Genomic DNA, 22,705 nt, shown 5'->3' with positions numbered 1-22,705 from the left:
TCCAGGAGAGACGAGATGCCTCAACTCCGCGCCGATCACCTTCTTATCGCATGCGCCGCGCTAGCGCTTATGGGCTGCGGCGAACCGCGAGAGGACATTGTGCTGCTGGACGAGCCGGCCGCGCCGGCTGCGCCGTCTGACACTGAATCACCCGTTCCAGGCGCTGGCGTCGGCGGACGAGACGGCCTGCGCATGGTGGGATCGTCCACCGTCTTCCCCTTCGCCACGGCGGTTGCGGAAAATTTCGGCGCCAAGAGCACGTTTCCGACCCCGGTTGTGGAAGCCACGGGCACGGGCGGCGGCATGAACCTGTTCTGTGCGGGCGTCGGCCTGGGCTACCCGGACCTGACAGGAGCCTCGCGCCCCATCAAGGCGACCGAATATCAGCTGTGTCAGGACAATGGCGTCGTCGCCATCACCGAAATACCGATCGGCTATGACGGCATCGTGCTGGGCAACTCGATCAGTGCGGACGCAATGGATATTGATCGTGTGCAGCTCTACCTGGCGCTCGCGGCGGAAACCCCAATGCCCATTACGGCCGAGGGCGAGTCGCTTTTTGACGAGCAGGGCGCGTTGAAAGCAGGCCGCAACTTTGGCGAGATCGCCGGCTTTTCATGTCACAGCTTCATCGCCAATCCCTTCCAGCGCTGGTCTGACATCTCGTCTGATCTGCCTGCACAGCGCATTGAAGTGTTTGGCCCGCCGCCCACCTCAGGGACGCGCGACGCCTTTGTCGAGCTCGACATGATCATGGGCGCGCAAGAGGTGGACTGCCTGGCCGCGCTGTCTGAAAGCGACGAGCACGCCTTTGAACGGCTTGCGTCGCGCATCCGCGAGGACGGCGCCTGGGTGGACGCCGGCGAAAACGACAACACCATCGTCCAGACCCTCGCCAACTCTCCGGCAGCCTTCGGCATTTTTGGCTATTCTTTTCTGGAGCAGAACGGCGACCGCATTCAGGCCGCCAGGATCGACGGGATCGCGCCGACTTACGAGAACATCTCCAATGGCGTCTATCCCGGATCGCGGTCCTTGTTCATCTACGTCAAGAACCAGCATGTGGGCGTCGCCCCAGGTCTGCTGCCCTTTGTGGAAGAGCTGACCAGCGAAGACGCTTGGGGTCCGTTCGGCTATCTGGCCGAACGCGGCCTGATCGCCCTTCCCGAAGCGAGCCGCCAGGACGCCGCACGCGATGCGCGCGCGTTGAGACCGATGCAGACCCCCGCCCAATAATCATTGCGTGCAAGGACCGTTTGGACACGCTCTGCGTTTTACACAGGTCGGACCTGCATGGACGCGGCCTCGCCAAGGCTGAGCGGGCGTGTTAGGCCGAAACGCTAGTGTACGGTTCGAACTGGGGACACCTATGGACGCGATGGATCTGAGCCTTTTGACCGCCTCTCTGGTCACATTTTTCGTGGTGATCGACCCGATTGGCGTAGCTCCGATTTTCGCGAGCCTGACCGAAGGCTCCACCCCCACGCACCGCCGGGTGATGGCGATCAAATCCGTGCTGATCGCGACCGCAGTCCTGTTCGGCTTCGCCTATATGGGCGAGTGGCTCCTCAGCGCTTTGCATGTGAGCCTGGACGCCTTCCGCGCCGCAGGCGGCGTGCTGTTGTTCATGCTGGCGCTGGACATGATTTTCGAGACCCGCTCCAAACGTCGCGAAGAACGCGCTGAAGCGCTGAACGAGGCGGATGAAGAGATCGCCGGCACCAATGAAGACATTTCGGTCTTCCCCATGGCCATTCCCATGCTGGCGGGCCCCGGCGCGATCGCCTCCATCATGCTGTTCATGAATGAAGCCGAAGGTCTGGGCGGACAGGTCATGGTGTTCGCCGGCATGGGCGCGAACCTGTTGTTGTGCCTTGGCCTGTTCCTGGCGGTGGGCGCGATCATGAAACTGATCGGCGACACGCTGGCGGCGATGATCACCCGAATTCTGGGCGTCATCCTGGCGGCGCTGGCGGCGCAGTTCCTGTTTGACGGCATACGCGGCGCGCTGCTGGCGGGCTAGTTGCGGCCTCTTACCAATTGTTAGGTGGTGCGGGTGTAAGCTCCCCTTCTGTTGATGTGGGAGCCTGCATTCCGTGTCGTTTCGCCTGATCATCCTCGCCTTCGCGGCGGTCGTCGCCATTGGCGGCCTGCTGGCGGGCGCGCTGAGCCTGATGGGCGGCGCGCTGGATCAGGCCGTGGCCTTCACCTGGCCCGGACTTGCGGGCGCGGTGGCGCTGGCGCTCATGGCCCCAGGTCGCCCCGCAAAATAAGATAGCCGCCTGGCGCTAGCCGCGGTCTTTCCAGACAATCCGGTACAGATCGAACCGGCGGTCGCGCAGATTGCGCACCGTACCCGAGCGCCGCGCCTGCACCAGGTCATCCAGGTGCAGGTCGGCCACCGCGATCGTCTCCACGTTTTCGCTGGTCTCCGCTGCAATGCCGTCCCGCGCAAACGGGAAGTCGCACGGCGTCAGGATGGCGCTCTGGGCGTAGTTGATGTCCATGTTCTCAACGCCCGGCAGATTGCCCACATTGCCCGCCGTCACCACATAAAGCTGGTTCTCGATGGCGCGCGCATGGGCGCAATAGCGCACCCGCAAATGCCCGCCCCGATCATCGGTGGCGTAGGGGGCGAAGATGATCTTCGCGCCTTCATCAGCGAGGCGTCGGGCCAGCTCGGGGAATTCGGTGTCATAACAGATCAGAACGCCGACCGGACCGCAGTCGGTGGGAATGGTGGCGACCGCGTCGCCGCCCTTGATGTTCCACCAATAGCGCTCGTTCGGCGTGGGATGGATCTTCTCCTGCGCATGCACCGAGCCGTCACGCAGGAAGACATAGGCGACGTTCTGGATGTCGCCGTCATCGGTGCGGGTCGGGTGGGAGCCGCCGACAATGTTGATGTTGTAGCGCACGGCCAGCGTGCTCATCAGCTCAACGAAGCCCGGCGTATGACGCGACAGGGCGGCGATGCTCTCCTCGGGCGTCAGCTTGCGCTTTTCGAGCGCCAGCAGCGCCACGGTGAACATTTCCGGGAAGACGCAGAAATCCGCGCGATAGTCGGAACAGACCTCGACGAAATATTCGACGTTGCGCTCAAACTCCTTGAGCGTCTCCATGGAGCGCATGGCCATCTGGATCGCCGCCACCCGCACGGTGTTGGGGGTGGGCCGGTTCACCGGACCATTGCTCTCCACATACATGGGATTGCGCCAGACCATGCGCGCCGCGGCGCCGCCTGAATCCGCATCATCGGGCAGATAGCCTTTCAGGACGCCCGCCGGCTCATACCCCATCCGCATCTGGAAGTTCAGCACCGGGTCGCGCAGCTCATTGTTGACCACGGCGTCGAGATAATCCTGCGGGGTCGGGTATTGCTTGCGCTTTCGGCGAAAGCCCGCCATGCGGCCGCCGAACACGACGCCCTTCAGCCCCCATTCCTCACACAAAGCCTTGCGCGCGTCATACAGGCGCTGACCAATGCGCAGGCGGCGGCGGCTGGGATCCACCGCCACTTCCATGCCGTACACCCAGTCTCCGTCGGGATCATGACGGGCGGCGAACCCGCCCCCGGTGATCGACGCCCAGCTATGGCGCGAGAACGCCGCCTCTTCGTCGATGATGAAGCTGGCGCACCAGCCCACCAGATCGCCTTCATACTCGACCACGAACTGGCCTTCAGGGAAGTTCGCGATCTGGCCGCGGATCATGGCGGGGGTGTCGGGGTCCCATCCCGGATAGGCGCGCTCCTGCAGGTCCAGAATGGCGGGGACGTCAGACAATGTGGCGGTGCGGACCAGAAGCTTTGCGGAGCGGCGGGTCTGGGTCATTCATAATCCCTTCTGGTCACCATAAACGGCGCCGCGCCATCTCGAAGATCGCACTGCGCCGTTGAAATGTGTCATGCCGGCGGAGGCCAGCGCGTATAAGCTTTAACGCACCGGACGCGTGAAAGTTTCCGGGCCTGCGCAGCGCCTAGAGATACAGATCCGGCCGGCGGTCGCGGAAGAAGCCCCAGGCAGCCCGAAACGTATCGAGGTCCTTGCGATTGAACGTGGCGGTCAGAACCCCGGTCTCGGTCCGGCCCAGCTCGGCTTTCACTGCGCCGGTATTATCGGTGATGAAGCTGGTGCCGTAAAACACCTGCCCGTCTTCGTCGCCGATCCGGTTGGCGGCGCCCACGGGGATGCAATTGGACACCGCGTGTCCCTGCATCGCCCGGCGCCAGGCCGCCGCCGTGTCCATTTCCGGCGCCTGAGGCTCCGCGCCGATAGCGGTGGGGTAGAGCAGCATTTCAGCGCCCAGAAGCGTCATGGAGCGGGCGGCCTCGGGGAACCATTGGTCCCAGCAAATGCCGACGCCCACCTTGCCGAATTTCGTATCCCAGACCTTGAAACCGGTATCGCCGGGTCGGAAGTAATACTTCTCCTGATAGCCCGGCCCGTCAGGGATATGGCTCTTGCGATAAACACCCAGCGCCTGTCCGCCGGCGTCCACCATCACCATCGAATTATAATACTGCGGTCCGTCACGCTCATAGATCGAGACGGGGATGGCCACGTCCAGTTCCTGGGCGAGCTTCTGCATGGCGATGACGCAGGGATGCTCCAGCGCCGGATAGGCCGTCGCGAACCAGTCCTCGACCTGGGTCTTGCAGAAATACGGTCCCTGGAACAGTTCGGGCGGCAAGATCACTTGCGCCCCCTGCCCGGCCGCGTCGCGCACCAGTTCTGAAATCGTCTTGATATTCTCGTCCATGCTGGCGTTCAGCGACGCTTGCAGAACGCCCATGGTGAAGGTGTCGGTCATTATCTCATCCGCGCGATCGCATCGTCGACGAAGGCCCCGGGGCCGTCGCCGGTGCGCATATCCATAGCCGTCGGCCAAAGCAGACGCGGCAATCCCACATCCGCATTCCATAACGCGACGAACGCAAAACCGGTTTCAGGCTCAAGCACGACCTGCGAGCCATAGCCGGCCAGCGCGCCGCCATGCACGATCAGCGTGCGCTCGCCCTGCCAGTCATAAATGCGCCAACCCAAGCCATATGACGTGTCCTGGACCCGGCCCAGGCGGCGCAGATTGCGGGTTTCCCGAAGCGAGCGGGTTTGCGGCGTATGCGCGCGCTCCACAGCGCGTGGCGACAAGCCATAGCCTTCAGGATCCATCTGCGCCTGCGCCCAGATGATCAGATCATTGAGGCTGAGCGATACGCCCGCCGCCGCCGGCAAGGTGTCATAATCGGTCGCGGTCCCGCCCAGCCTTTGCCGACGCCCGAAATGCGGTGCGGCATAGCTGTCGGCGCGCGCCAGGTTTTCCGCGCCGAACCCGGCGCTCTCCATCCCGAGCGGATCAAAGAGATAGGTCTGGACCGCCTCGGGATAGCTGAGCCCGGTCGCGTCCTCGACCAGATCGCGCACCGCGTCAAAGGCGACGTTCTGATAGGTGTAGCACCCGCCGGTCCGGCACAGGAGCGGCACTTCCGCCAGTCGCGCCCTCACCGTATGGGCGTCCTGTCCAGCCTCGATCAGATTGTCATAGGCGTTCGGCGGCAATCCTGTCTGATGGCTGGCGAGCTCGCGCCAGGTCGGCTGACGCGGGCCGCTGAGGTCGAGCACGCTCGTCGGCACCCGCGCATCCAGGCTGACCAGACCCGCTTCATCCAGAAGGCCCAGCATGGTGCCTGCGAAGGTTTTCGACACCGACGCCAGGCGGAACACCGTATCCGCCGTCACCGCCTCGCCTGAACCGCGCACGGTTTCACCAGACGTGTAGATCGCCACCGGCTCGCCGTTTTCCAGAATCGCCGCGGCGAAGCCCACCATGCGGTCATGATGGGCCACATCAGCGACTTCAAGCTGGAAGGCGTCCAGATAATCAAGCGCTTGCTCAACAGCCTGCATCGGCGCTTCAGGCTCCGGCGCAGGCGAACTCGCCGTCACATCAGACAGGGCCAGGGTCAGAACGCTGAGCGGTAAAGCGAGTGCAATCAATGTGTCATCCAGCCTGATCGGGTTGGTTACAAGTGACGCAATGGAATGCGCCGCCGCCTGTCAGGATATGGTTTGCGGGGCTGGCGACAACCTCATGATCGGGAAAAGCGTGGGAAAGTGCGCGCACCGCCGCCTCGGAATGCCGGTTATAAGCCGGCATCACCACATGGCGCGGCCCGATGATCCAGTTCATGTGAGACGCTGCGGCCGGGCCGCCATCCTCCCCCATCACAAAACCGGGGGAAGGAATTTCAATCACTGTCAAAGCCCGGCCCTTGGCGTCCTTCGACGCTTTGAGCGCGCGAACCGTGCGGGCGTAGAGCGCGGTGTTGGGATCGCCCGGCCCTGAAGGACGCTGGGTCACAACGACGCCCGGCGCTGCGAACCGCGCCAGATTGTCGATATGGCCGTCGGTATGATCTCCCGCCAGCCCGTCATCAAGCCAGATCACTTTCTCCACGCCGCAAGCGCGCTTCAGATCCGCTTCAACTTGGGCGGCTTTGAGCTTGGGATTGCGATTGGGGTTGAGCACTACGTCGCGCGTGGTGAGCACCGTGCCGTCGCCATCAAACTCCAACGCGCCGCCTTCACAAATCCAGTCGAGCGTCTCGATCTTGGCTCCGGCCTGTTTGGCGATCACGGCGCCGATGGTCTCGTCGCCCGGATATTCGTACTTGCCGCCCCAGCCGTTGAACGTGAAGCGAAGCGCTTTCAGCCCCTCTGAAGAGGTCACGAACACCGGGCCGGTGTCGCGCGTCCACACATCGCCATAAGGCGCGCGCACATAGCGGGCCCTGTCGCCCATGGCGCGTCTCGCGCTCGACTCGGTCTCGGCGTTCGCCACATAGATCGTGAGCGGCTGCGCCTTGCCGTTCGCGCCAGGGGCGGCGGCCAGGCTCAGGAAACGGGCGAATTCCTCGCGCGCGCCATCCAGCGCATCGGCCCAGTCCTTATGATAGGGCCATGCGGTATGAATGACGGATTGAGGGGCGGTTTCGTGGGGTACGGAGCGTGTGGTCATAAAACGCCAATATCACGCACCGCACCCCGGCAATAGCGGATTTATCGCTACGCTCAGACTTCCACCGCGCCGGGTTGTCCGGCTTCGATCACATACTGTTTCTGGTTGCGTGGCGCATACCCATCCCGGCGCGACACATCACCCACCACGCGCAGATCCACCTCGGCGCGCTCCCGGCTCAGACGGATCAGGCCATAGCCTTGCTCGCGGGTGTCGAAATGCTTGATATGCGGGTTATTGGGCAAGAAGGCGGCGGTGCTTTCATAGCCCCCGCGATGACTGGTGACCGCCGTGGTGACAAATTCAGAGGCCACGGTCGCCGAGTTCATGTCCGCATAATCCGCCTTCACATCGGTGACCCAGTAGCAATGCGTGTCGCCGCCCAGAATGATCGGGTTGGCGTTTTCACGGCGCGCCAGGGCGTCGACCAGGCGTTGGCGAGCCAAGGGATAGCCGTCCCACCCATCGGTCCAGACCATGGCTTCACCGGTTTGCGGATTGGAGAAATTGAACGGCGAGAACAAGGTCGGCTGAACGATGAAGCTCCAGATCGCGCCGGATCCGGCGACGCCGCGCGACAGCCAGTTCTCCTGCGAGCCGCCCAGATAGGTGCGGTTCGGGTCTGTCAGCTCCTCACAGCTCGCAGGCACGATATTACCGCCGCGATCGGTTTCGGACGGGCACGCCATCGGCGTCTTGAACTGGCGGCCGTCGGTCATGTTCACTTCCGCCAGATCGCCGAACACAGTCTGCCAGTAAATGCGCATCCGGCCCGACGCGCGCTCCAGCATGGAGCGGCGGCGCAGGGGCATGTTTTCCCAATAGGCCTGGTAGGCGGCGAGGCGACGCGCGCGGAACTCTTCCGCCGAGACAAACGGCTGCTCGCTGATATCGCCCGCGTAATCGTTATCCACTTCGTGGTCGTCCCAGGTCACAAGCCAGGGCGCGATGGCGGCGGCGGCCTGAAGATCGGGGTCAAGGCGATACAGCGCATGCACGCGGCGATAGTCTTCCAGCGTATAGGGCTCGGGCGTCACATGGCGGCGCACCTGCGGTCCCCAGCTGGATTCGTAGATATAATCGCCGGTGTGCACGATCAGGTCCGGGCGCTCTTCAGCCATGTTGCGATAGGCGTGGAAATAGCCCTGCTCGTAATGCGCGCACGAGCACCAGGCGATCTTCATCGCGTCCACGCCAGACCCATAGGCCGGGGCGGTCAGCGCACGACCGGTCGGGCTCGTCACTCCGCCCGCATGAAAGCGGAAGAAGTATTCACGTCCAGCCGGCAGTCCGTAAATCTCGGCATGGACGGAATGCCCCCAATCGGGCAGCGCCCGCTCGACGCCGGAGCGCACGATCAGGGTGAAGCCTTCGTCTTCGGCCAGCTCCCAGCTCACATCGACGGCTTCAGGCGCCATGCCGCCATCGGGATCGAGCGGGTTCGGGGCGAGGCGCGTCCACAGCACGAACCCGTCAGAGGTCGGCTCGCCAGACGCCACGCCCAGAGAGAACGGATCATTGCGAAAGACCGGTGCGGAGCCTTGCGTCACCGGCATGGTGCAGCCCGCCGTCAGGGCGGCGGCGGCGCCGGAAGCGGCGGAGGTCAGGACGAAACGGCGCGTCCATGCAGAAGCGAGAGTGCGGACCATGATCTTTTCCCATGCCAAGAAGCTGTCAGCGTGGGCTTTGCATACCGCGCAGGGGTCACAGTTTTGCGACGACCGGGACGTCGATGAAGGCCTTGCAGGCATAAAAAGAAAAGGGCGGCCCAAAGAGCCGCCCTTTCCCGTAATCCAGCCGTATCGGCGTTGGAGTTCTTAGAACTCGTAACGCAGGCCGATGCGGATTTCGTAGACCGAGTCATTGCGGTCCAGTTCGTTGATGTCGCGGCCCGCCGCCCGGAAGTCGTTATAGCGGTACACGCAAGAGGCCGCCGTGGTGCAGGTGGTGCGGATATCGTCACCACGCAGGGCGGCAGCGCCGTCAACACCGTTCAGAGCCACATCAGCCGCCGACACCAGGTCCGCATCAACTGCAGTGAACTGACCGAAGCCCGGACCATTGGTCTGGGAACCCCAATCAGAGTTCAGCAGGTTCGGGAAGTTCACGATGTCCATCACGAACTCGAAGTTGTTGTCGCCGACGAAGCGATCAACACCCGGAATGCCCGGCAGTTCCTGCGTGAAGCGAAGGTCCCATTGCTGGTTCCAGGCGCCAGAGGCGCTGTTCACCGGCATGATTTCGCCTTCAGACGCGCCTGCACGATCCACGAGGTCATAGAAGCCTGCGGTGTCGAAGCCGGTTGCGTACACAACGTTCGCATCGCCGCCACGGGTCGGGACGTAGATCGGGTTGTTGTCGTACGGGCTCTCGCCTGCGCCGGCGCGGCCGAACAGGGAGTTGGAACCGCTGACGTCGTAGGTCAGGAAGTACGGGGTGCCCGAACGGATCTGGCCGAACACGTCCACACGCGAGGTCAGATCAGAGATGATCTCACGCTCATAGGACAGGCCGATCTTGAAGGAGTGCTCGATCTCCCAGAAGGAGGTGCGCACTTCAGGATTGTTGCGGTCGATCGCAGACAGACCGCGCCAGTTGGAGACGCCGCGCGAAGAGCCGCCTTCAGAAACCCAATCCACATCCTGGTAGGCGTAGCTGGTGTAGAAGCCGAAGCCGTTCTCGTAGTCTTTCTGAACAGCGACGGAGAAGACGTGGCTGTCAGAACCGTCGGCATTGCCGAGCTCGGTCAGGTTGGCGAAGCCCAGATCGTCGAGGTCCGCATAGATGGTGCGGCCATCAGGAGCGACGCCGGTCGGCAGAGCCGCGGCCAGGTCCGTCTGAGCGCGGTTGCGCCAGATGAAGGCGTCTTGCGGGGTGGTGTAGAGCCAGGACGCGGACACCAGGTAACCATCGCCCATGCCGAAACGCTCAAGGTTGAGGTCGTAATCAACACGCAGAGACGCTTTCCAATCGGACGGGATCTCAAAGTCATCAGAGATGATGTCGATCACGCTGCCGGTGGAGCCTGCAACGCTGTCCAGCAACGGCTGGGGCACGGTCAGGCCGGCGGTCGGGGTGCCAGAGCTCTGGCGAGCAAAGCCGGTGGCGCCCTGGAATGCGTTGGAGATCCAGACTTTCGGCTCACCGCCGGCGAACAGGCCGAAGCCGCCCGTCAGGGTGGTGCGATCATTCGGCTCCCAGCGGAAGCTGGCGCGCGGCATAATCAGGTCCAGGCCGTCCAGGTTCTGGCCGGTGGTGCCAGCGCCGTAAGCGGCGTCCACATCCGCGCTGAGCGGCGGAACATCGTCCTGCTGATAGGTCTCGTAACGCACGCCGAAGCCGACTTCGAGATTGTCACGAACCTGCCAGGTGTCCTGGGCGAAGAGGGTGATCTTCTCAAGGCCGAACGCAGACGCGGCGTCATCAGCATTGTTGGTGTTGGCGTTGACGTAATCGATTTGCGGGGTGTTGTTCGCAATCTCGTCAAGCGAACGGTAGATAAAGCGACCGTTGGAGCCCGCGACGAAGAGGTTGAACAGCGAGTAGTCTTCGTACTCGGCGCCGAAGGTGATCAGGTGATCGCCCAGGATGTAGTCGCCTTGTGCGAAGAGCTGCAGACGCTCGTCGTTGAACTCGTTGGCGTGACGGAAACGGTCACAGCCGCCGACGAAGGTTTCTTCGCCGTTATCGATCAGAAGGCCTTCCAGCGGAGAGCCAACCAGATCACCCGGCGTCAGGCGGAATTCCAGATGCGCGGTGTCGGAACCGGCGCGGCAATTCTGACCGCGGATGAATTCCTTGTAGGTGGCGCGAACGGTGGTGGAGAAGTTGTCGCTCCAGTCAGAGAACACCGAACCGGAATAGGAGGTCAGTTCGACAGGAATGTCGTACCAGGCCGATTCAAAGTTCTGACGACCCGTGGAGGTGCCGCTTTCTTCCGTGGACTGGTAGGTGAACGACGCACGGTGGTTGTCGTTGATGTTCCAGTCGATCTTGCCGATCAGGCGCTCGGAGGTCACCGGGTTGGACGCGACGGTCGGACGACCGCCCATGTCATAGCCCAGGTTGTCCAGAACATACTGGTTCAGGGCGCCGTAGAAGTTGCTGTCGATGCCGTCATTGCTGTCGCCGACGGAGTAATCCGTGCCGGAAGCGGATTCAAACTCGTCATAGGACACGAAGAAGAACAGGCGGTCTTCAATGATCGGGCCGCCCAGGGTGATGCCGTATTCTTTTTCGTCAAACTCTGCAGTGGTGACAGGCTGGCCGTCGATCTCGTCGCCGAAATAGCCTTCGTCCTGATAGTAGTAATACAGAGCGCCGTCGAACTCGTTGGTGCCCGATTTGGTGGTGATGTTCACCAGGCCGCCGGTGAAGCCGGACGCGGTCACGGAATAGTCGGACGCCACCAGAGACGCAGATTCAACAGCGTCCAGGGAGATCGGCGAACGCTCGGTTGCGTAGGTGTTCGAACCCAGGCCGAAATCGTCCTGCTGCAGCGAACCGTCAATGGCCAGGCCGTTGAAGCGCGGGTTCACGCCGGCGACGTAGAGCTGGCCTTCGCCGTCAGAGAACGCCAGCGGGTCGCGCACCAGGGTGCCGATGACGTCGCGGTTGGCGGACGGCTGGTTGGCGATGTCGTCAGCGGAGAAGTTCGAACCGACGCCGTTGTTCAGGTCCGTGGTGTTGATGGCCTGGCCGGTCACCACGATCACGTCAGCGGCTTGCGGGTTCAGGGTCAGGGTCAGCGGGGACTGGTTGCCCGGACGCAGGTTGACGCCGTCCAGAGCTTCGCCCTGGAAGCCCGGCGCTGCGACGATGATGCTGTAAGGACCGCCAACGCGAAGACCGGACTGGAAGAACTGACCGGTTTCGTTGGTCACGGCGCGAGATGCGGTGCCAGACGGGCTGTGGATGATGGTGACGGTCGCGCCGGGCACCGGAGCGCCGGACGCGTCAACAATCTCACCACGCAGGTTTGCAGAAGTGGTCTGTGCGTGCACGGCGGCAACCGGCGCCAGCGCAGCAAGCGCGGCTACCGAAGCGCCGTAAGCGAACTTTTTGAACATCGCCATTGTGGAGGGTCCCCTAAAAATCGACCTGATGAAAGGCAGGGGCACTACGCCCTTGCTTCGAGGGGGGCCTTAAAATCCGGTGCTAACGATTGCGTGACGGGTATGTGAACGTTTTGCGACAGCGCTCAGGGCGCAAATCCGTCAACAGAGCGTCCCGTCTACGCCGTTAACTCAGTATTAGCGTGTTCTCGCAAGGAGTTTCAGGATTAGCTTGAAGCCGCATTAACAAAGGCAGGGTCGAAAACCCTGTTTGTCGTGTTTGTTGCTCTGCACCAAGGCGTTCTGGATCGTTGCATATAGGCCACGCTTTTTGAACGGTCCGGGAAGGGCTTTGACAGACCGGCGGCGCAGCCGCATGAAGCCTTTCATGGAAAAGTTCAGCCCCACATCCTCAGATTCGTCCTCACGCAGCTGGAGGCGTTTGACCGCACTCATCCTGGCCGGTCTTCTTGTCCTGCGCATCCTGGCTTTACTGGCTGATCCCAACAGCTTGTACGCGGACGAGACCCAGTACTGGTTGTGGTCGCGCGAGGTGGATTGGGGGTATTTCTCCAAACCGCCCATGATCGCCTGGATCATCGCCGCCACCACAGCCGTATTCGGCGACGCCGACTGGGCGGTGCGTCTGGCCGCGCCCTTCCTGCACACGATCACCGCCGTAATGCTGGGTCTGACCGCCGCGCGCCTCTTTGACGCCAGACTGGGCGCTTTCACCGCTCTGGGCTGGGCGACGATGCCGGCGGTCTGGCTGTCCTCCACCATTATTTCCACGGACGCCGTGTTGATGGCGGGCTTCAGCACGGCGCTTTATGCCCTCGTGCGCCTGCGCGATGGCCCGGACTGGCGCTTCGCGGTTTTGCTGGGCGTCGCCGCGGGATACGCCTTTCTCTCCAAATACGCCGCGATCTATCTGTTGATAGGCTTGGCCGTCAGCGTCGTCATCGACGCGCCGTCGCGGCGCGCGCTGATCTCGCTTCAGGGCGCCGCGGCGTTGGCGCTGTTCGGCATCATCATTGCGGGCAATGTGATCTGGAACGCCCAGCATGACTTCGCCACGGTCAGCCATACCGCCGCCAACGCCAATTGGAGCGGGAGCCTGTTTCACCCAGAGGAGCTGGCGGACTTCCTGTCCGGTCAGCTGGGCGTCTTCGGCCCGGTCTTCTTCTTTGTACTCATTGCGGCGGTCATCGCGGCGTTTCGCGCGACCACGCTGAAATGGGACACGGCGCGCCCCCGCCTGATGCTCGTCGCTTTCAGCCTGCCTGTGCTGATCATCGTCGCCGTCCAGGCCTTCATCAGTCGGGCGCACGCCAATTGGGCCGCTTCCGCCTATCTGACCGGGTTGATCCTGGTCATCGCGTTTCTCTTGCAAGGTCCTGTCTGGCGACGCTGGGCGCTCTATGGCTCGCTGGCGCTTCATACAATCGCGGGGCTGGCCTTGATGGCGTTCGCCGCCTCAACCCCGCTCTCAGACGCCGCAGGCCTCGCCAACGCCTTCAAACGCGTGCGGGGCTGGCCTGAAACCGTGCAGGCGGTCGAGCGCATGGCGCAAGAGCACAGCGTGGCGACGCTGGTCTATGACAACCGCAACGACTTTCACCAGATGCAACGCTATGGCCGGGGGTTTGACGGCCAGTTGTTCATGTGGGTGCGGGCGGAACATGCGCAGAATTTCGCCGAACAGACCTGGCCCCTGCCCGACAGCTATGCAGAGCCGGTGCTGATCATCTCGGAACGGCCCGAAGAAACGCCGTTGATGGATTGGGATTTCGCGCAATTTGAGCAGGTGGACGAGGTTTCGATCCCCTTGGGCGGAGACCGCTATCGCACCTATCAGGTTTTTCTGGCGCAAGGCCACCAACGGCGCGAACGCGACGCGGCCTATGAAGACCGCGTCGCAGAGATGCGCGCCGGATCGAACTAGCGGCTACTCGACGCCATTCCAGATCTGCCGCAAACGCGCATCGCGGCGACAGCCGAAGCGATAGCGCTGATAGCGCGCCGGACGCTCCAGATAATAATCCTGGTGTTCGGCGCCCGCTGGCCAGAACGTGCTCAAATCCTCGACGGGCACGATGATCGAACGCTCAAACAGGGCCTGAACCGATTGGCGGGACGCTTCGGCTGTCGCGCGTTGCTCGGCGTTGGCGGCGTAGATCCCCGGCGCATAGCCTGAGCCGCGATCACAAAACTGCCCGCCCTCATCAAACGGGTCCACATTGCGCCAGTAATGGTCGAGCAGCGCTTCATAGCTGACCACGCTGGGATCATAGATCACGCGCGCCGCTTCGTGGTGATCGCTGCGTCCACGGGCCACGTCATAATAGTCCGGGTTCTGCTGCGTGCCGCCGGCGAAACCGGACACCACTTCAACGACGCCGTCGAGCTTTTCAAAATCCGCTTCGGTGCACCAGAAACAGCCCGAAGAGAACACGGCATGGGCCAGCCCGTCCGGCAGGTCGGCGCCCGACGCCTGGGCTGGGCGGACATAGTCGTCTGACTGCGCGAGGGCGACGCCGGACAGGGCGAACGCGGCGCAAACAGCGGTGAGGACAGCTTTCATCAGGGCCTCCATAGGGGTTGATCCCTATAGAGTTGGGCCAAAGCCGCTCACCGCCAAGTCACGAAGCCGTCAGTTTTGCTGCGGCTCGAAGCCGGGCAGCCCCATCCCCAGACACAGATTCTGCATCGCCTGCACCGCCGCGCCTTTAAGGAGATTATCGAGCGCGCACACCATGACGCCGCGGCGGCCATCGTCACTGAGTGCGAACCCGCCCAGTACGGCGCCCGGATTATGCGCCCCTTCAATGACTTCCGGCGCGTCATCCTGAACCCTGATCAGCGGCTGGTCCCCGAAGGCGTCCTCATAGGCCGCGCGGAACGCGTCCGCCGTCACAGGCTCGCAGAACTCCATCTGCGCCGTCAGCACAATGCCGCGGAAAAACGCCGCCACATGGGGGCTGAAGCGCACTTCATGGCCCAGATGACGGCTCATCTCGCGCTCATGGATATGCCCCATCAGCGCATAGGGCATCAGATTGTCTTTGAGCGCGGTCACATCATTGCGGCGGTTGGGCGTGGTGCCGGCGCCGGAATAGCCCGAAACGCCGAACAGATGCGCAGGGCCCGCCAGAGCTTTGCGCATCGGGGCGACCGCCAACTGCCCGGCGGTGGCGTAACAGCCCGGATTTGAGATGCGCGTCGCGCCCTTGATCATGTCCTCGCCATACAATTCCGGCAGGCCATAGACCCAGGTCTCGTCAAAGCGGTAATCAGCCGACAGATCGACGATGACCGTATCCGGTTTCACCGCCTCGATCGCCGCCACATAGGGCGCGGCCTGGCCATTGGGCATGGCGAGGATCACGCCGTCGCACTGGCGTTGCGCCACATCTTCAGGGCTGAGCGCCTCAAACAGAAGGCCCGCAGGCGCTTCCGGGGAGAGATCAGTGACCGGTTGGCCGTCCATGGCGCGGGAGACAGCGAAGGCGAGCGACAGGTCATCGCGCTCCGCGATCAACCGGATCAGTTCGCGCCCGGTATGCCCGCGCGCGCCGACCAGTCCGAGGGTTTTCATGACCCGCCCTCCTCAAGTGTAGCCGGCAATGCAGCGATCCGTTCGACCCGCGCCGGGATTTTGGACAGATCATCCTCGCCGCGCCAGAACACCGTCCACGGCCCCGACTTCACCGCGCCGTCACAGGTCGCGAAATAGAATTCGTTGACCGGGTTATTGGTGCGCGAGCGCCAGTAGAGCCGCGGCGCATACTCGATCAGACGCCGCCAGACGGCGCCGCCCAGACCCTCGCCGCGCGCTTCATCGAGCACGGCGAACTTGTCGAGATAGACCATGTCGTCCAGGCGCGTGGTGATCGCCGCCGCCCGGTAGTTTTCGGTGACGAAGGCATGGTCAAAGTCGATGCTGTCGAAATATGAAACGACCGGCGCGCGCCCGAAGGCCTGGCGGATCAATTGCCGCGTGCGCTCTTGATCGAGCTGATCCAGCGTTTCGAGTTCCAGCATGCGTTCGCCGCGGCGCACCAGCGTTCCTGACCCGGCATGGGTGAACAGCTCTTTGGCCAGCTGATCAGGCCGGGTGATCGACACCGAGCTTGAGAGCGGCAGGTCATCGAGCAGGCGCTTGATCTCCTGCAGCTTGAGCCGCATGCCGCCCGCCACCCAGTCTGACGCCATCAGGTCATCATAATCAGTGGCGAGGTTGATCGCGGAGATCGGTTGCTTGTTCGCATCCAGCAACGCGCCCGTACCGGTCAGGAAGACCACCTTGTAGGGCTGCAGCTTGTGCACCAGTGCGCGCACGGCGCTATCCGCATTGATGTTGACCAGGCGTCCGTCAGCGGTGTCGCCCAGACAGGTCAGGATCGGCGCCTGACCGGCCTTCGCCGCCGCCGCCACCAGATCCAGCCGCACGCCGGTGGGCTCGCCCACCCGGCCCAGCCCCGCTTCGTCGATCAGCTCGGCCTCAAAAACGCCGGAGGGCACCGCCGCCGCCCGACCGCCGCAATCACGCACGGCCTGCACCAGTCTCACGTTCACCGCGGTCAGCGTGTCACGCACCACGCCAACGGCTTCAGGCGGGGTGATGCGCAGGCCGTCCTTGCGTTCTTCAGGGAAGCCCGCCGCCTCCAGCGTGGCGTTCAGTTGCGGACCGCCGCCATGCACGACGATAGGCGCGAGCCCCACCGATTGCAGGAACGCAAGCGCGGCGGCGAGCGCATCGAGATCTTCCTCGATGATCGCGCCGCCGACTTTCACGACCGCAAAGCGTTCCTGGTCGAGCTCGGAGAAGCGATTGAGATATTCGCGGATTTCCTTGCCGTCGCGCATATTGGACAACAGCTGCACGATGGCGGACCGGACCGGCGCGTTGGCGCCGCCCCGTTCAGGGAAGGATTTCACGTCCGTCATCCGTCAGAATCCTGAACCAGGCGCTCCATCATCGCCTTTTGAACATGCAGGCGGTTCTCCGCTTCCTCAATGCCGAGGAAGGCCGGGCTGTCGACCACGGAATCGGCGATCTTCACATTGCGGCGCATGGGCAGGCAGTGGCTGACGGTCGCATTGTCGGTCAAAGCCATCTTCGCATCATCGATCATGAACCCCGCCCCTTTGGCGCGGTAGGGGGCCTCCCCCTCCCAGGCGCCGTAGAACGGCAGCGCGCCCCAGCTTTTGGCGTAGACGGCATGCGCGCCGGCATACGCCTGTTCAATGTCCGTGGTGACGGAGAAGCGGGCGTTGTTCTCGCCGCAGAAGCGCTCGGCGGCGTCCATATAGCGCTCATCAAGCTGATACACCTCGTCAGGGATCAGCATGCGCACATTCATGCCCATCTTGGACGCCATCAGGATCGCGGAATTGGCCACCGCGGTGTTGAGCGGCTTGGGATGCGGCACCCAGGTCAGAAGGAAATCCTTGCCCGAGACGTCGCCATGCCGGTCCTGCAGCGCCATCATCATCGCCAGCTCCTGACACGGATGGACAATGGTCTCCATATTGATCACAGGCACCGTCGCATGCTTGGCGTAGGCGGTGATCAGCGGATCTTCGCGCTCGGCCTCCCAGTCCTGGAATCTCGGGAAACAGCGAATGGCGATCAGGTCCGCATAGCGTGACAAGACGCGCGCGGCTTCCTTGATATGCTCTTCCGGGCCGCCATCCATGACAGCGCCCTCTTCAAACTCCACCGGCCAGGTCTGGCCCTGAGCATCGAGCACAATGGCGATGCCGCCCAGTTGCTGGACGCCGATCTGGAAACTCGACCGCGTACGGAGCGACGGGTTGAAGAACATGAGGGCGACCGATTTGCCCTTCAGCGCATCGCCCATCGGGCTGGATCGGAGCTCTCGCGCACGATCAAGGATCGATTGCAATTCATTCCGGGACCAGTCTTCCGTCGACAGGAAATGGCGCATGGCTGCGGACCTTTGTCTGAACAAACAAAGTCAGCGGTGTAGTCAGAGACGACGAACTTGGCAAATACCGTGTGTAGACAGGCCGCCCCTGAACGGCTCCGCCTGTCAGGGCGAAGGGACGGTCCCTGCCTCAGCCTCGTTTTCCGGCTCGATCCCCGGCCCGGCCTCCAGCTCGCTCTCCCGCTCGCCCTCGGCGTCCTCGTCAGCCTCGGCCTGCCGCTGCTCGGGCGGGATATACAGCGGCGGGTCCGACAAGGCCGCAACCAGGGCCGCATCACGATCATACACGTCATGAATGAAGCGGATCCGCCCCAGCTCGTCAGACACAGCCGTAAAATAAAGGATATGAACCGGAACGACATTGCGAAGCCGGATCCGCCGCGTCTGGCCTGAGTCAAAGGCCTCGACCACCTCTTGAGCGCTCCACCCCTCGCCCGCCAGAATCCAGATCGCAAGGTCTTCGGGGTTCTGAACCCGCACGCAGCCAGAGGAATCATCACGCTGGGCGTTGGCGAACAATTCGCGGTGCGGCGTGTCGTGGATGTAGACATTATGCACATTCGGGAACAGGAACTTGACCCGGCCCATGGCGTTGTTCGGTCCTGGCACCTGAATGACCCGGTAGCGCCGGTTCGCCCAGTCCGCCTCATAGGGATTGACCCGCGCGCCGGTATCAAGATCCACCAGGCGATACCCCTGTGACAGGGCATAGCCAGGATTGGTGCGGAAACTACGCAGCCAGCGCGAGCCCAGGCTGCTCGGCGTCAGCCAATACGGATTGATCTCGATGATTGACATGTCTTCAGAGAAAATCGGCGTGCGCGAATAGCGCCGCCCGATCATCACCTCATGGGTGCGCACAACCGCGCCATTTTCCCACGCCTCAAGTCCGTAATCGGCGATGTTCACCCGGATATGGCGCGCGCCCAGCTCAGAGGGCAGCCAGCGCCATCGCTCCAGATTGACCCGGATCTGGTTGATGCGGCGGGCGTCTCCGGCGTTCAGCTCCGCCAGGGTGGACGCCCCGGCCTCGCCATCCGCCGCCAGATTGTGGCGGGTCTGAAACCGGATCACCGCGCTTTCAAGCCGTGCGTCAAACGGCGCGCCCGGCGCGGCCTCGCCCGACAACAGCCCCAATTGCCGCAAGCGGGCGCGCAAGGCGTCAACCCGCGGTCCCGCATCTCCCAGGCTTAGCGCTCCCTCGCCAGGGGGCACGCGTATTGGCGCGTCCTGCAAGGCCATGCGGCGCACCAGTTCAGCCCGCAAGGCCTGATAATCGGGATGAGACGGCGCGAGCGCTTCAAGGCTTTCATAAATCCCCGCCCCCTCGCGCGCCTCCGCATAAACCGTCAGCAAGTCCACATCACGGATGGGCGCGGTCCAGTCGGGATCAAGCGCGCGCGGATCAACCACGCCAAAGGCCAGGTCTTCAGCGAGGGCGAACCACACGGCGCGGGCGCGCTCATCTCGGGTTTCGCCATAGGGCAGAGCACGCAAGGCGTCAGGGTCAGCATAGGCGGACGGGTCAAGTCCATGCGTCCAGGCCTCAGACAACGCATATCCCAGCGCATCCACTTCCGCATCGGTCCAGCGCGCCGTCCAGTTGCGGCCGGCCGCCTGCGCCTGGCTGGCGCACAGACACGCCAGCAGCGCCAGACCTGCTATCCAATTTCGCCAGACCATGTCTTGTGCGCCCCCTCAGACGCCTCAGTCTTAACAGGCGTTAACGACTCACTCCAGCAAGCAAGCGTCAAAAAAAATCGCCGCCCCAGCGCGCGAACGCCAAGGCGACGAGTGAGGCAAGCTCATAGCTGAGCTGTGAGGTTACTCTGCAGCCCCGGCCGCGCCTTCGGCAGCCACCGCATGGATATAGTCGCGGCGCGCCTTGGCGGCGTCCACCTGCCCCGTGCGGTCCCCGTCGATTTCCCGGGCGATGCGCTCGTCTTCATCCTGAAGCGCCTGCGGGTCGAGTTCTGCGAAATGCAGCACGCCCATATCTTCGTAGGCGCGCTGGATTTTCGGTCCCCACAGGCCGATATCCTTGACGATCGGGACGATGCGCTGGAACAACATGGTGCGGTAGAGTTTGACGATTTCGGAGTTCTCGGTGAATTCCTGGCACTCTTTTTCGGGCAGACCCAGGACCTCATAGATTTCCTTGGACTGTGTCATGCGATCCCGCATCAGATAACAGGCTTCAACCAGGAACTCCTCGCGCTCATCGCGTTCCTTCTGGGTCAGCTGAGGATAGTAATCGCGCAGCGATAACCGGCCGAAGGCCACATGCCGCGCCTCATCCTCCATCACATAGGCGTTGACCATCCGCGCCAGCGGGTTCTGCGCCAGATCCCGGATGGTGCCGAAAGCGGCGAGCGCCAACCCTTCAATCACCACCTGCATGGCGAGATAGGTCACATCCCAGCGCGAATCTGACAGCGCGTCATTGACCAGCCTTTGCAAGGGATCGGTCATGGGATAGGCGACGCCGAACTTGCCCAGCAGCTTGCGATACGCCTCAACGTGGCGCGCCTCGTCCATCACTTGGGTGGCGGCGTAGAATTTGGCGTCAAGATCGGGCACCGCCTGCACAATCTTGGAGGCGGCGAGAAGCGCGCCCTGCTCACCTTGGAGAAACTGCGAGATATTCCAGGCTTGGGTGTGACGACGCAGCTCGATCCGTTCGGACTTGTTCATCTTGTTCCAGACATCCGAGCCATAAATGGAGACCGCCTCGTCGGGCATCTCCATCGGGTTCTCAGGGTCCAGATCCAGCTCCCAGTCGATGCGGTCCACCGCATCCCACTGCATGTCCTTGCCCTTCTGGTACAGGTGCATGAGCGTGGTGCGGCCTTCGTCGAAGCGCCAGTCGAACACGGACTCAAATTCGTTCGGCACATGCCAGTGCGGGTCGATACCGGGCATGGGATAAAGGTCACGCAAAGCCGTCATCAGGTCCTCCTGCCTGCTGCGAGAGGAGTCTGCGCGCCCGCGGATCAGCGATGAGCCGGACGCGCCAGCTCCACGCCGCCTGCTTGTCTTAGGCAAGCAATGAACGGCGTTCACTTCTCAACATTGGATCAACTGACCCATCCCTGTCCAGCGCAAGACCCGGCATTTTCAATGAAAAAAGGAATTAATTTCGCCGCAGGGCAACATAGTTCTTTCACGCAATTCACGCTGTGCGTTGATCAATATCACTATTCTTACATGCTGCACTGCACGCCTATTCAGCGGCGATGGGCGGATGCTTGTCAGACCGCGACGCCGCGCCGTCGCCTTGCTCTTCCAGCCAGCGGGCCTTCAGCATGGCGGAGGTGTCCCGGCTGCCGTCCGGCGACCAGCCCGGCGGGCCGAGCCAATAGCCCAGCACCTCCCGCGGCGAGCGGGCTGAGCGGACATCCTTTAAAATCCCCCACCATTCATGCAGGCAGATCGTCAACGGGTTGTGGGTGCCCAGATTTCGAACGATGCCATAGCGGATCTCTTCTTCGTCGGTTTCAGGCTCGAACGTGCCGAACATCCGATCCCAGATGATGAAGACCCCTCCGTAATTCCGGTCCAGATAGCGCGGATTGGTGGCATGGTGGACCCGGTGATGGCTCGGCGTGTTCATCAGCCATTCCACAGGCCCGGGCAAGCGCTTGATCGCTTCCGTATGGATCCAGAATTGATAGATCAGGTTGAACGCCGCGACGAAGGCGATCATGGCCGGCGGGAACCCGATCAGAACCAGCCAGCTGCCCAGAAAGATGAACTTCAGGGTCAGCGGGTTCAGCCAGGGCTGACGCAGAGCGGTCGATAGATTGTAGTGCTGGCTGGAATGGTGAACCACATGGTCCGCCCACCACCAGCGCACGGTATGCGCCCAGCGATGGCTCCAGTAATAGACGAAATCATCCAGCACGAAGGCGATGACGAACCAGTACCAGGCCCAACTGATGTCAAAGAGCGCAAACTGTTCGACGAAGACAAACCAGGCCACCACGATCCCGCCCAGCAGGACGCCGGACACCGTATTGCCCAGCCCCATGATCAGACTGCCGGCCGTGTCGCGCGGCTCAAACCGGGTCTTGCCTGTCATCCGGCCATAAATCATCTCGGCGATGACCAGCAGGATGAAGCCGGGAATGGCCCACAGGATCGGATCAGGCAGACTTGGCATAACGCGCCTCATTTCCGGGTGCGCCGCCCGGCGCACGCACAAAGTCTTGCAGACGGTCCGCCCAGTCTGTCGCCTGACCGTCCCGGCCCAGCTCCAGCACCGCACGCGGCAAGGTGTAATCAAAAAGCGCCAGCGTCAGGGTCGTCCCGTTCACCTGCGCCGAGCGCACATCCCCAGGACGCAGCGCGCGCACGACCGCATTGTCACCGCGCGCAAGCACCAGACCGATGCGTCCGCCATCGGCCTCGAGACACAGATATCCGCAACGGTCCGGGGTCAGAATCTGTTCAGTCCCGACTTTGAATCCCATGACGTCGCGCTTGAGAAAGCGTTGCGCCTCACCTTCCGTGTTCAGACGCAAGCGTGTCCAGCCCAGGGCCATGTTCAGCAAGATTATCAGGCCGATGCCGAACGCCGCTCCGATCAACGCCAGAACATCTGTCATGCTTTCATTCATGCCAAAAATTGAACGCCGTTCACCTCAAAAAAGCAAGGGATAAAACAAGGGCTGTCGCACA

General features: G+C 62.7%; 18 protein-coding genes. 4 read left to right on the top strand and 14 right to left on the bottom strand.

Annotated features, from left to right (window positions below):
* Positions 1–15: 15 nt before the first annotated feature.
* The 3 genes from ACTIGF_RS09135 to ACTIGF_RS09125 all read left to right on the top strand — a co-directional run bounded on the left by ACTIGF_RS09135 (position 16) and on the right by ACTIGF_RS09125 (position 2,273).
* The gene (locus tag ACTIGF_RS09135) at positions 16–1,236 is read left to right on the top strand and encodes a substrate-binding domain-containing protein (protein WP_439636566.1); all 1,221 of its coding nucleotides are present in this window, start codon (positions 16–18) and stop codon (positions 1,234–1,236) included.
* A 133-nt stretch (positions 1,237–1,369) separates the two neighbouring features.
* Positions 1,370–2,023: a MarC family protein gene (locus ACTIGF_RS09130; protein ID WP_439636565.1), complete on the top strand. Its 654-nt coding sequence runs from the start codon at positions 1,370–1,372 to the stop codon at positions 2,021–2,023.
* A 73-nt stretch (positions 2,024–2,096) separates the two neighbouring features.
* On the top strand, positions 2,097–2,273 hold the full coding sequence (locus tag ACTIGF_RS09125; protein WP_439636564.1) for a hypothetical protein: 177 nt from the start codon (positions 2,097–2,099) through the stop codon (positions 2,271–2,273).
* 15 nt (positions 2,274–2,288) lie between these two features.
* On the opposite strand, the gene ACTIGF_RS09120 is transcribed toward ACTIGF_RS09125, so the two are convergent.
* The 6 genes from ACTIGF_RS09120 to ACTIGF_RS09095 form a co-directional block, all read right to left on the bottom strand.
* Positions 2,289–3,833 (bottom strand): bifunctional GNAT family N-acetyltransferase/carbon-nitrogen hydrolase family protein, encoded by a 1,545-nt coding sequence (locus ACTIGF_RS09120; RefSeq protein ID WP_022701387.1) that lies wholly within the window; start codon positions 3,831–3,833, stop codon positions 2,289–2,291.
* A gap of 145 nt (positions 3,834–3,978) precedes the next feature.
* A complete protein-coding gene (aguB, locus tag ACTIGF_RS09115) occupies positions 3,979–4,812 on the bottom strand; it encodes an N-carbamoylputrescine amidase (RefSeq protein ID WP_439636563.1) in 834 nt (277 codons plus the stop codon).
* The gene (locus ACTIGF_RS09110) at positions 4,812–5,996 is read right to left on the bottom strand and encodes a serine hydrolase domain-containing protein (RefSeq protein ID WP_439636562.1); all 1,185 of its coding nucleotides are present in this window, start codon (positions 5,994–5,996) and stop codon (positions 4,812–4,814) included. The genes aguB and ACTIGF_RS09110 overlap by 1 nt, the downstream gene beginning before the upstream one ends.
* 4 nt (positions 5,997–6,000) lie before the next feature.
* On the bottom strand, positions 6,001–7,017 hold the full coding sequence (locus ACTIGF_RS09105) for an agmatine deiminase family protein (protein ID WP_439636561.1): 1,017 nt from the start codon (positions 7,015–7,017) through the stop codon (positions 6,001–6,003).
* 53 nt (positions 7,018–7,070) lie between these two features.
* On the bottom strand, positions 7,071–8,666 hold the full coding sequence (locus ACTIGF_RS09100) for an alkaline phosphatase D family protein (RefSeq protein WP_439636560.1): 1,596 nt from the start codon (positions 8,664–8,666) through the stop codon (positions 7,071–7,073).
* Positions 8,667–8,834: 168 nt separating this feature from the next.
* Positions 8,835–12,092 (bottom strand): TonB-dependent receptor, encoded by a 3,258-nt coding sequence (locus tag ACTIGF_RS09095; protein ID WP_439636559.1) that lies wholly within the window; start codon positions 12,090–12,092, stop codon positions 8,835–8,837.
* A gap of 421 nt (positions 12,093–12,513) precedes the next feature.
* On the opposite strand from ACTIGF_RS09095, the gene ACTIGF_RS09090 reads away from it, so the two are divergent.
* Positions 12,514–14,016, top strand: a complete 1,503-nt coding sequence (locus ACTIGF_RS09090) for an ArnT family glycosyltransferase (RefSeq protein ID WP_439636558.1) — start codon at positions 12,514–12,516, stop codon at positions 14,014–14,016.
* 3 nt (positions 14,017–14,019) lie between these two features.
* Here the strand turns inward: ACTIGF_RS09090 and msrA are convergent, their stop codons facing one another.
* The 8 genes from msrA to ACTIGF_RS09050 form a co-directional block, all read right to left on the bottom strand.
* On the bottom strand, positions 14,020–14,655 hold the full coding sequence (msrA, locus tag ACTIGF_RS09085) for a peptide-methionine (S)-S-oxide reductase MsrA (protein ID WP_439636557.1): 636 nt from the start codon (positions 14,653–14,655) through the stop codon (positions 14,020–14,022).
* A gap of 69 nt (positions 14,656–14,724) precedes the next feature.
* Positions 14,725–15,669, bottom strand: coding sequence for an N-acetyl-gamma-glutamyl-phosphate reductase (argC, locus tag ACTIGF_RS09080; protein WP_439636556.1), 945 nt, complete (start codon positions 15,667–15,669; stop codon positions 14,725–14,727).
* Positions 15,666–17,021, bottom strand: coding sequence for an acetylglutamate kinase (locus ACTIGF_RS09075; RefSeq protein ID WP_439636555.1), 1,356 nt, complete (start codon positions 17,019–17,021; stop codon positions 15,666–15,668). The genes argC and ACTIGF_RS09075 overlap by 4 nt, the downstream gene beginning before the upstream one ends.
* Positions 17,018–18,025, bottom strand: coding sequence for an N-acetylornithine carbamoyltransferase (locus tag ACTIGF_RS09070; protein WP_439636554.1), 1,008 nt, complete (start codon positions 18,023–18,025; stop codon positions 17,018–17,020). Before ACTIGF_RS09070 ends, ACTIGF_RS09075 begins: the two co-directional genes overlap by 4 nt.
* Before the next feature lie 105 nt (positions 18,026–18,130).
* Positions 18,131–19,708: a L,D-transpeptidase family protein gene (locus ACTIGF_RS09065; protein WP_439636553.1), complete on the bottom strand. Its 1,578-nt coding sequence runs from the start codon at positions 19,706–19,708 to the stop codon at positions 18,131–18,133.
* 141 nt (positions 19,709–19,849) lie between these two features.
* Positions 19,850–20,974: a ferritin-like domain-containing protein gene (locus ACTIGF_RS09060; protein WP_439636552.1), complete on the bottom strand. Its 1,125-nt coding sequence runs from the start codon at positions 20,972–20,974 to the stop codon at positions 19,850–19,852.
* Positions 20,975–21,248: 274 nt separating this feature from the next.
* The gene (locus ACTIGF_RS09055) at positions 21,249–22,187 is read right to left on the bottom strand and encodes a sterol desaturase family protein (RefSeq protein WP_439636551.1); all 939 of its coding nucleotides are present in this window, start codon (positions 22,185–22,187) and stop codon (positions 21,249–21,251) included.
* A complete protein-coding gene (locus tag ACTIGF_RS09050) occupies positions 22,171–22,632 on the bottom strand; it encodes a hypothetical protein (RefSeq protein ID WP_439636550.1) in 462 nt (153 codons plus the stop codon). The genes ACTIGF_RS09055 and ACTIGF_RS09050 overlap by 17 nt, the downstream gene beginning before the upstream one ends.
* Positions 22,633–22,705 lie beyond the last annotated feature (73 nt).

The sequence above is a fragment of the Oceanicaulis sp. genome (assembly GCF_051859625.1).
In the GTDB taxonomy this organism is placed as follows: Bacteria; Pseudomonadota; Alphaproteobacteria; order Caulobacterales; family Maricaulaceae; genus Oceanicaulis.
This window is presented reverse-complemented; position numbering and strand designations above follow the sequence as displayed.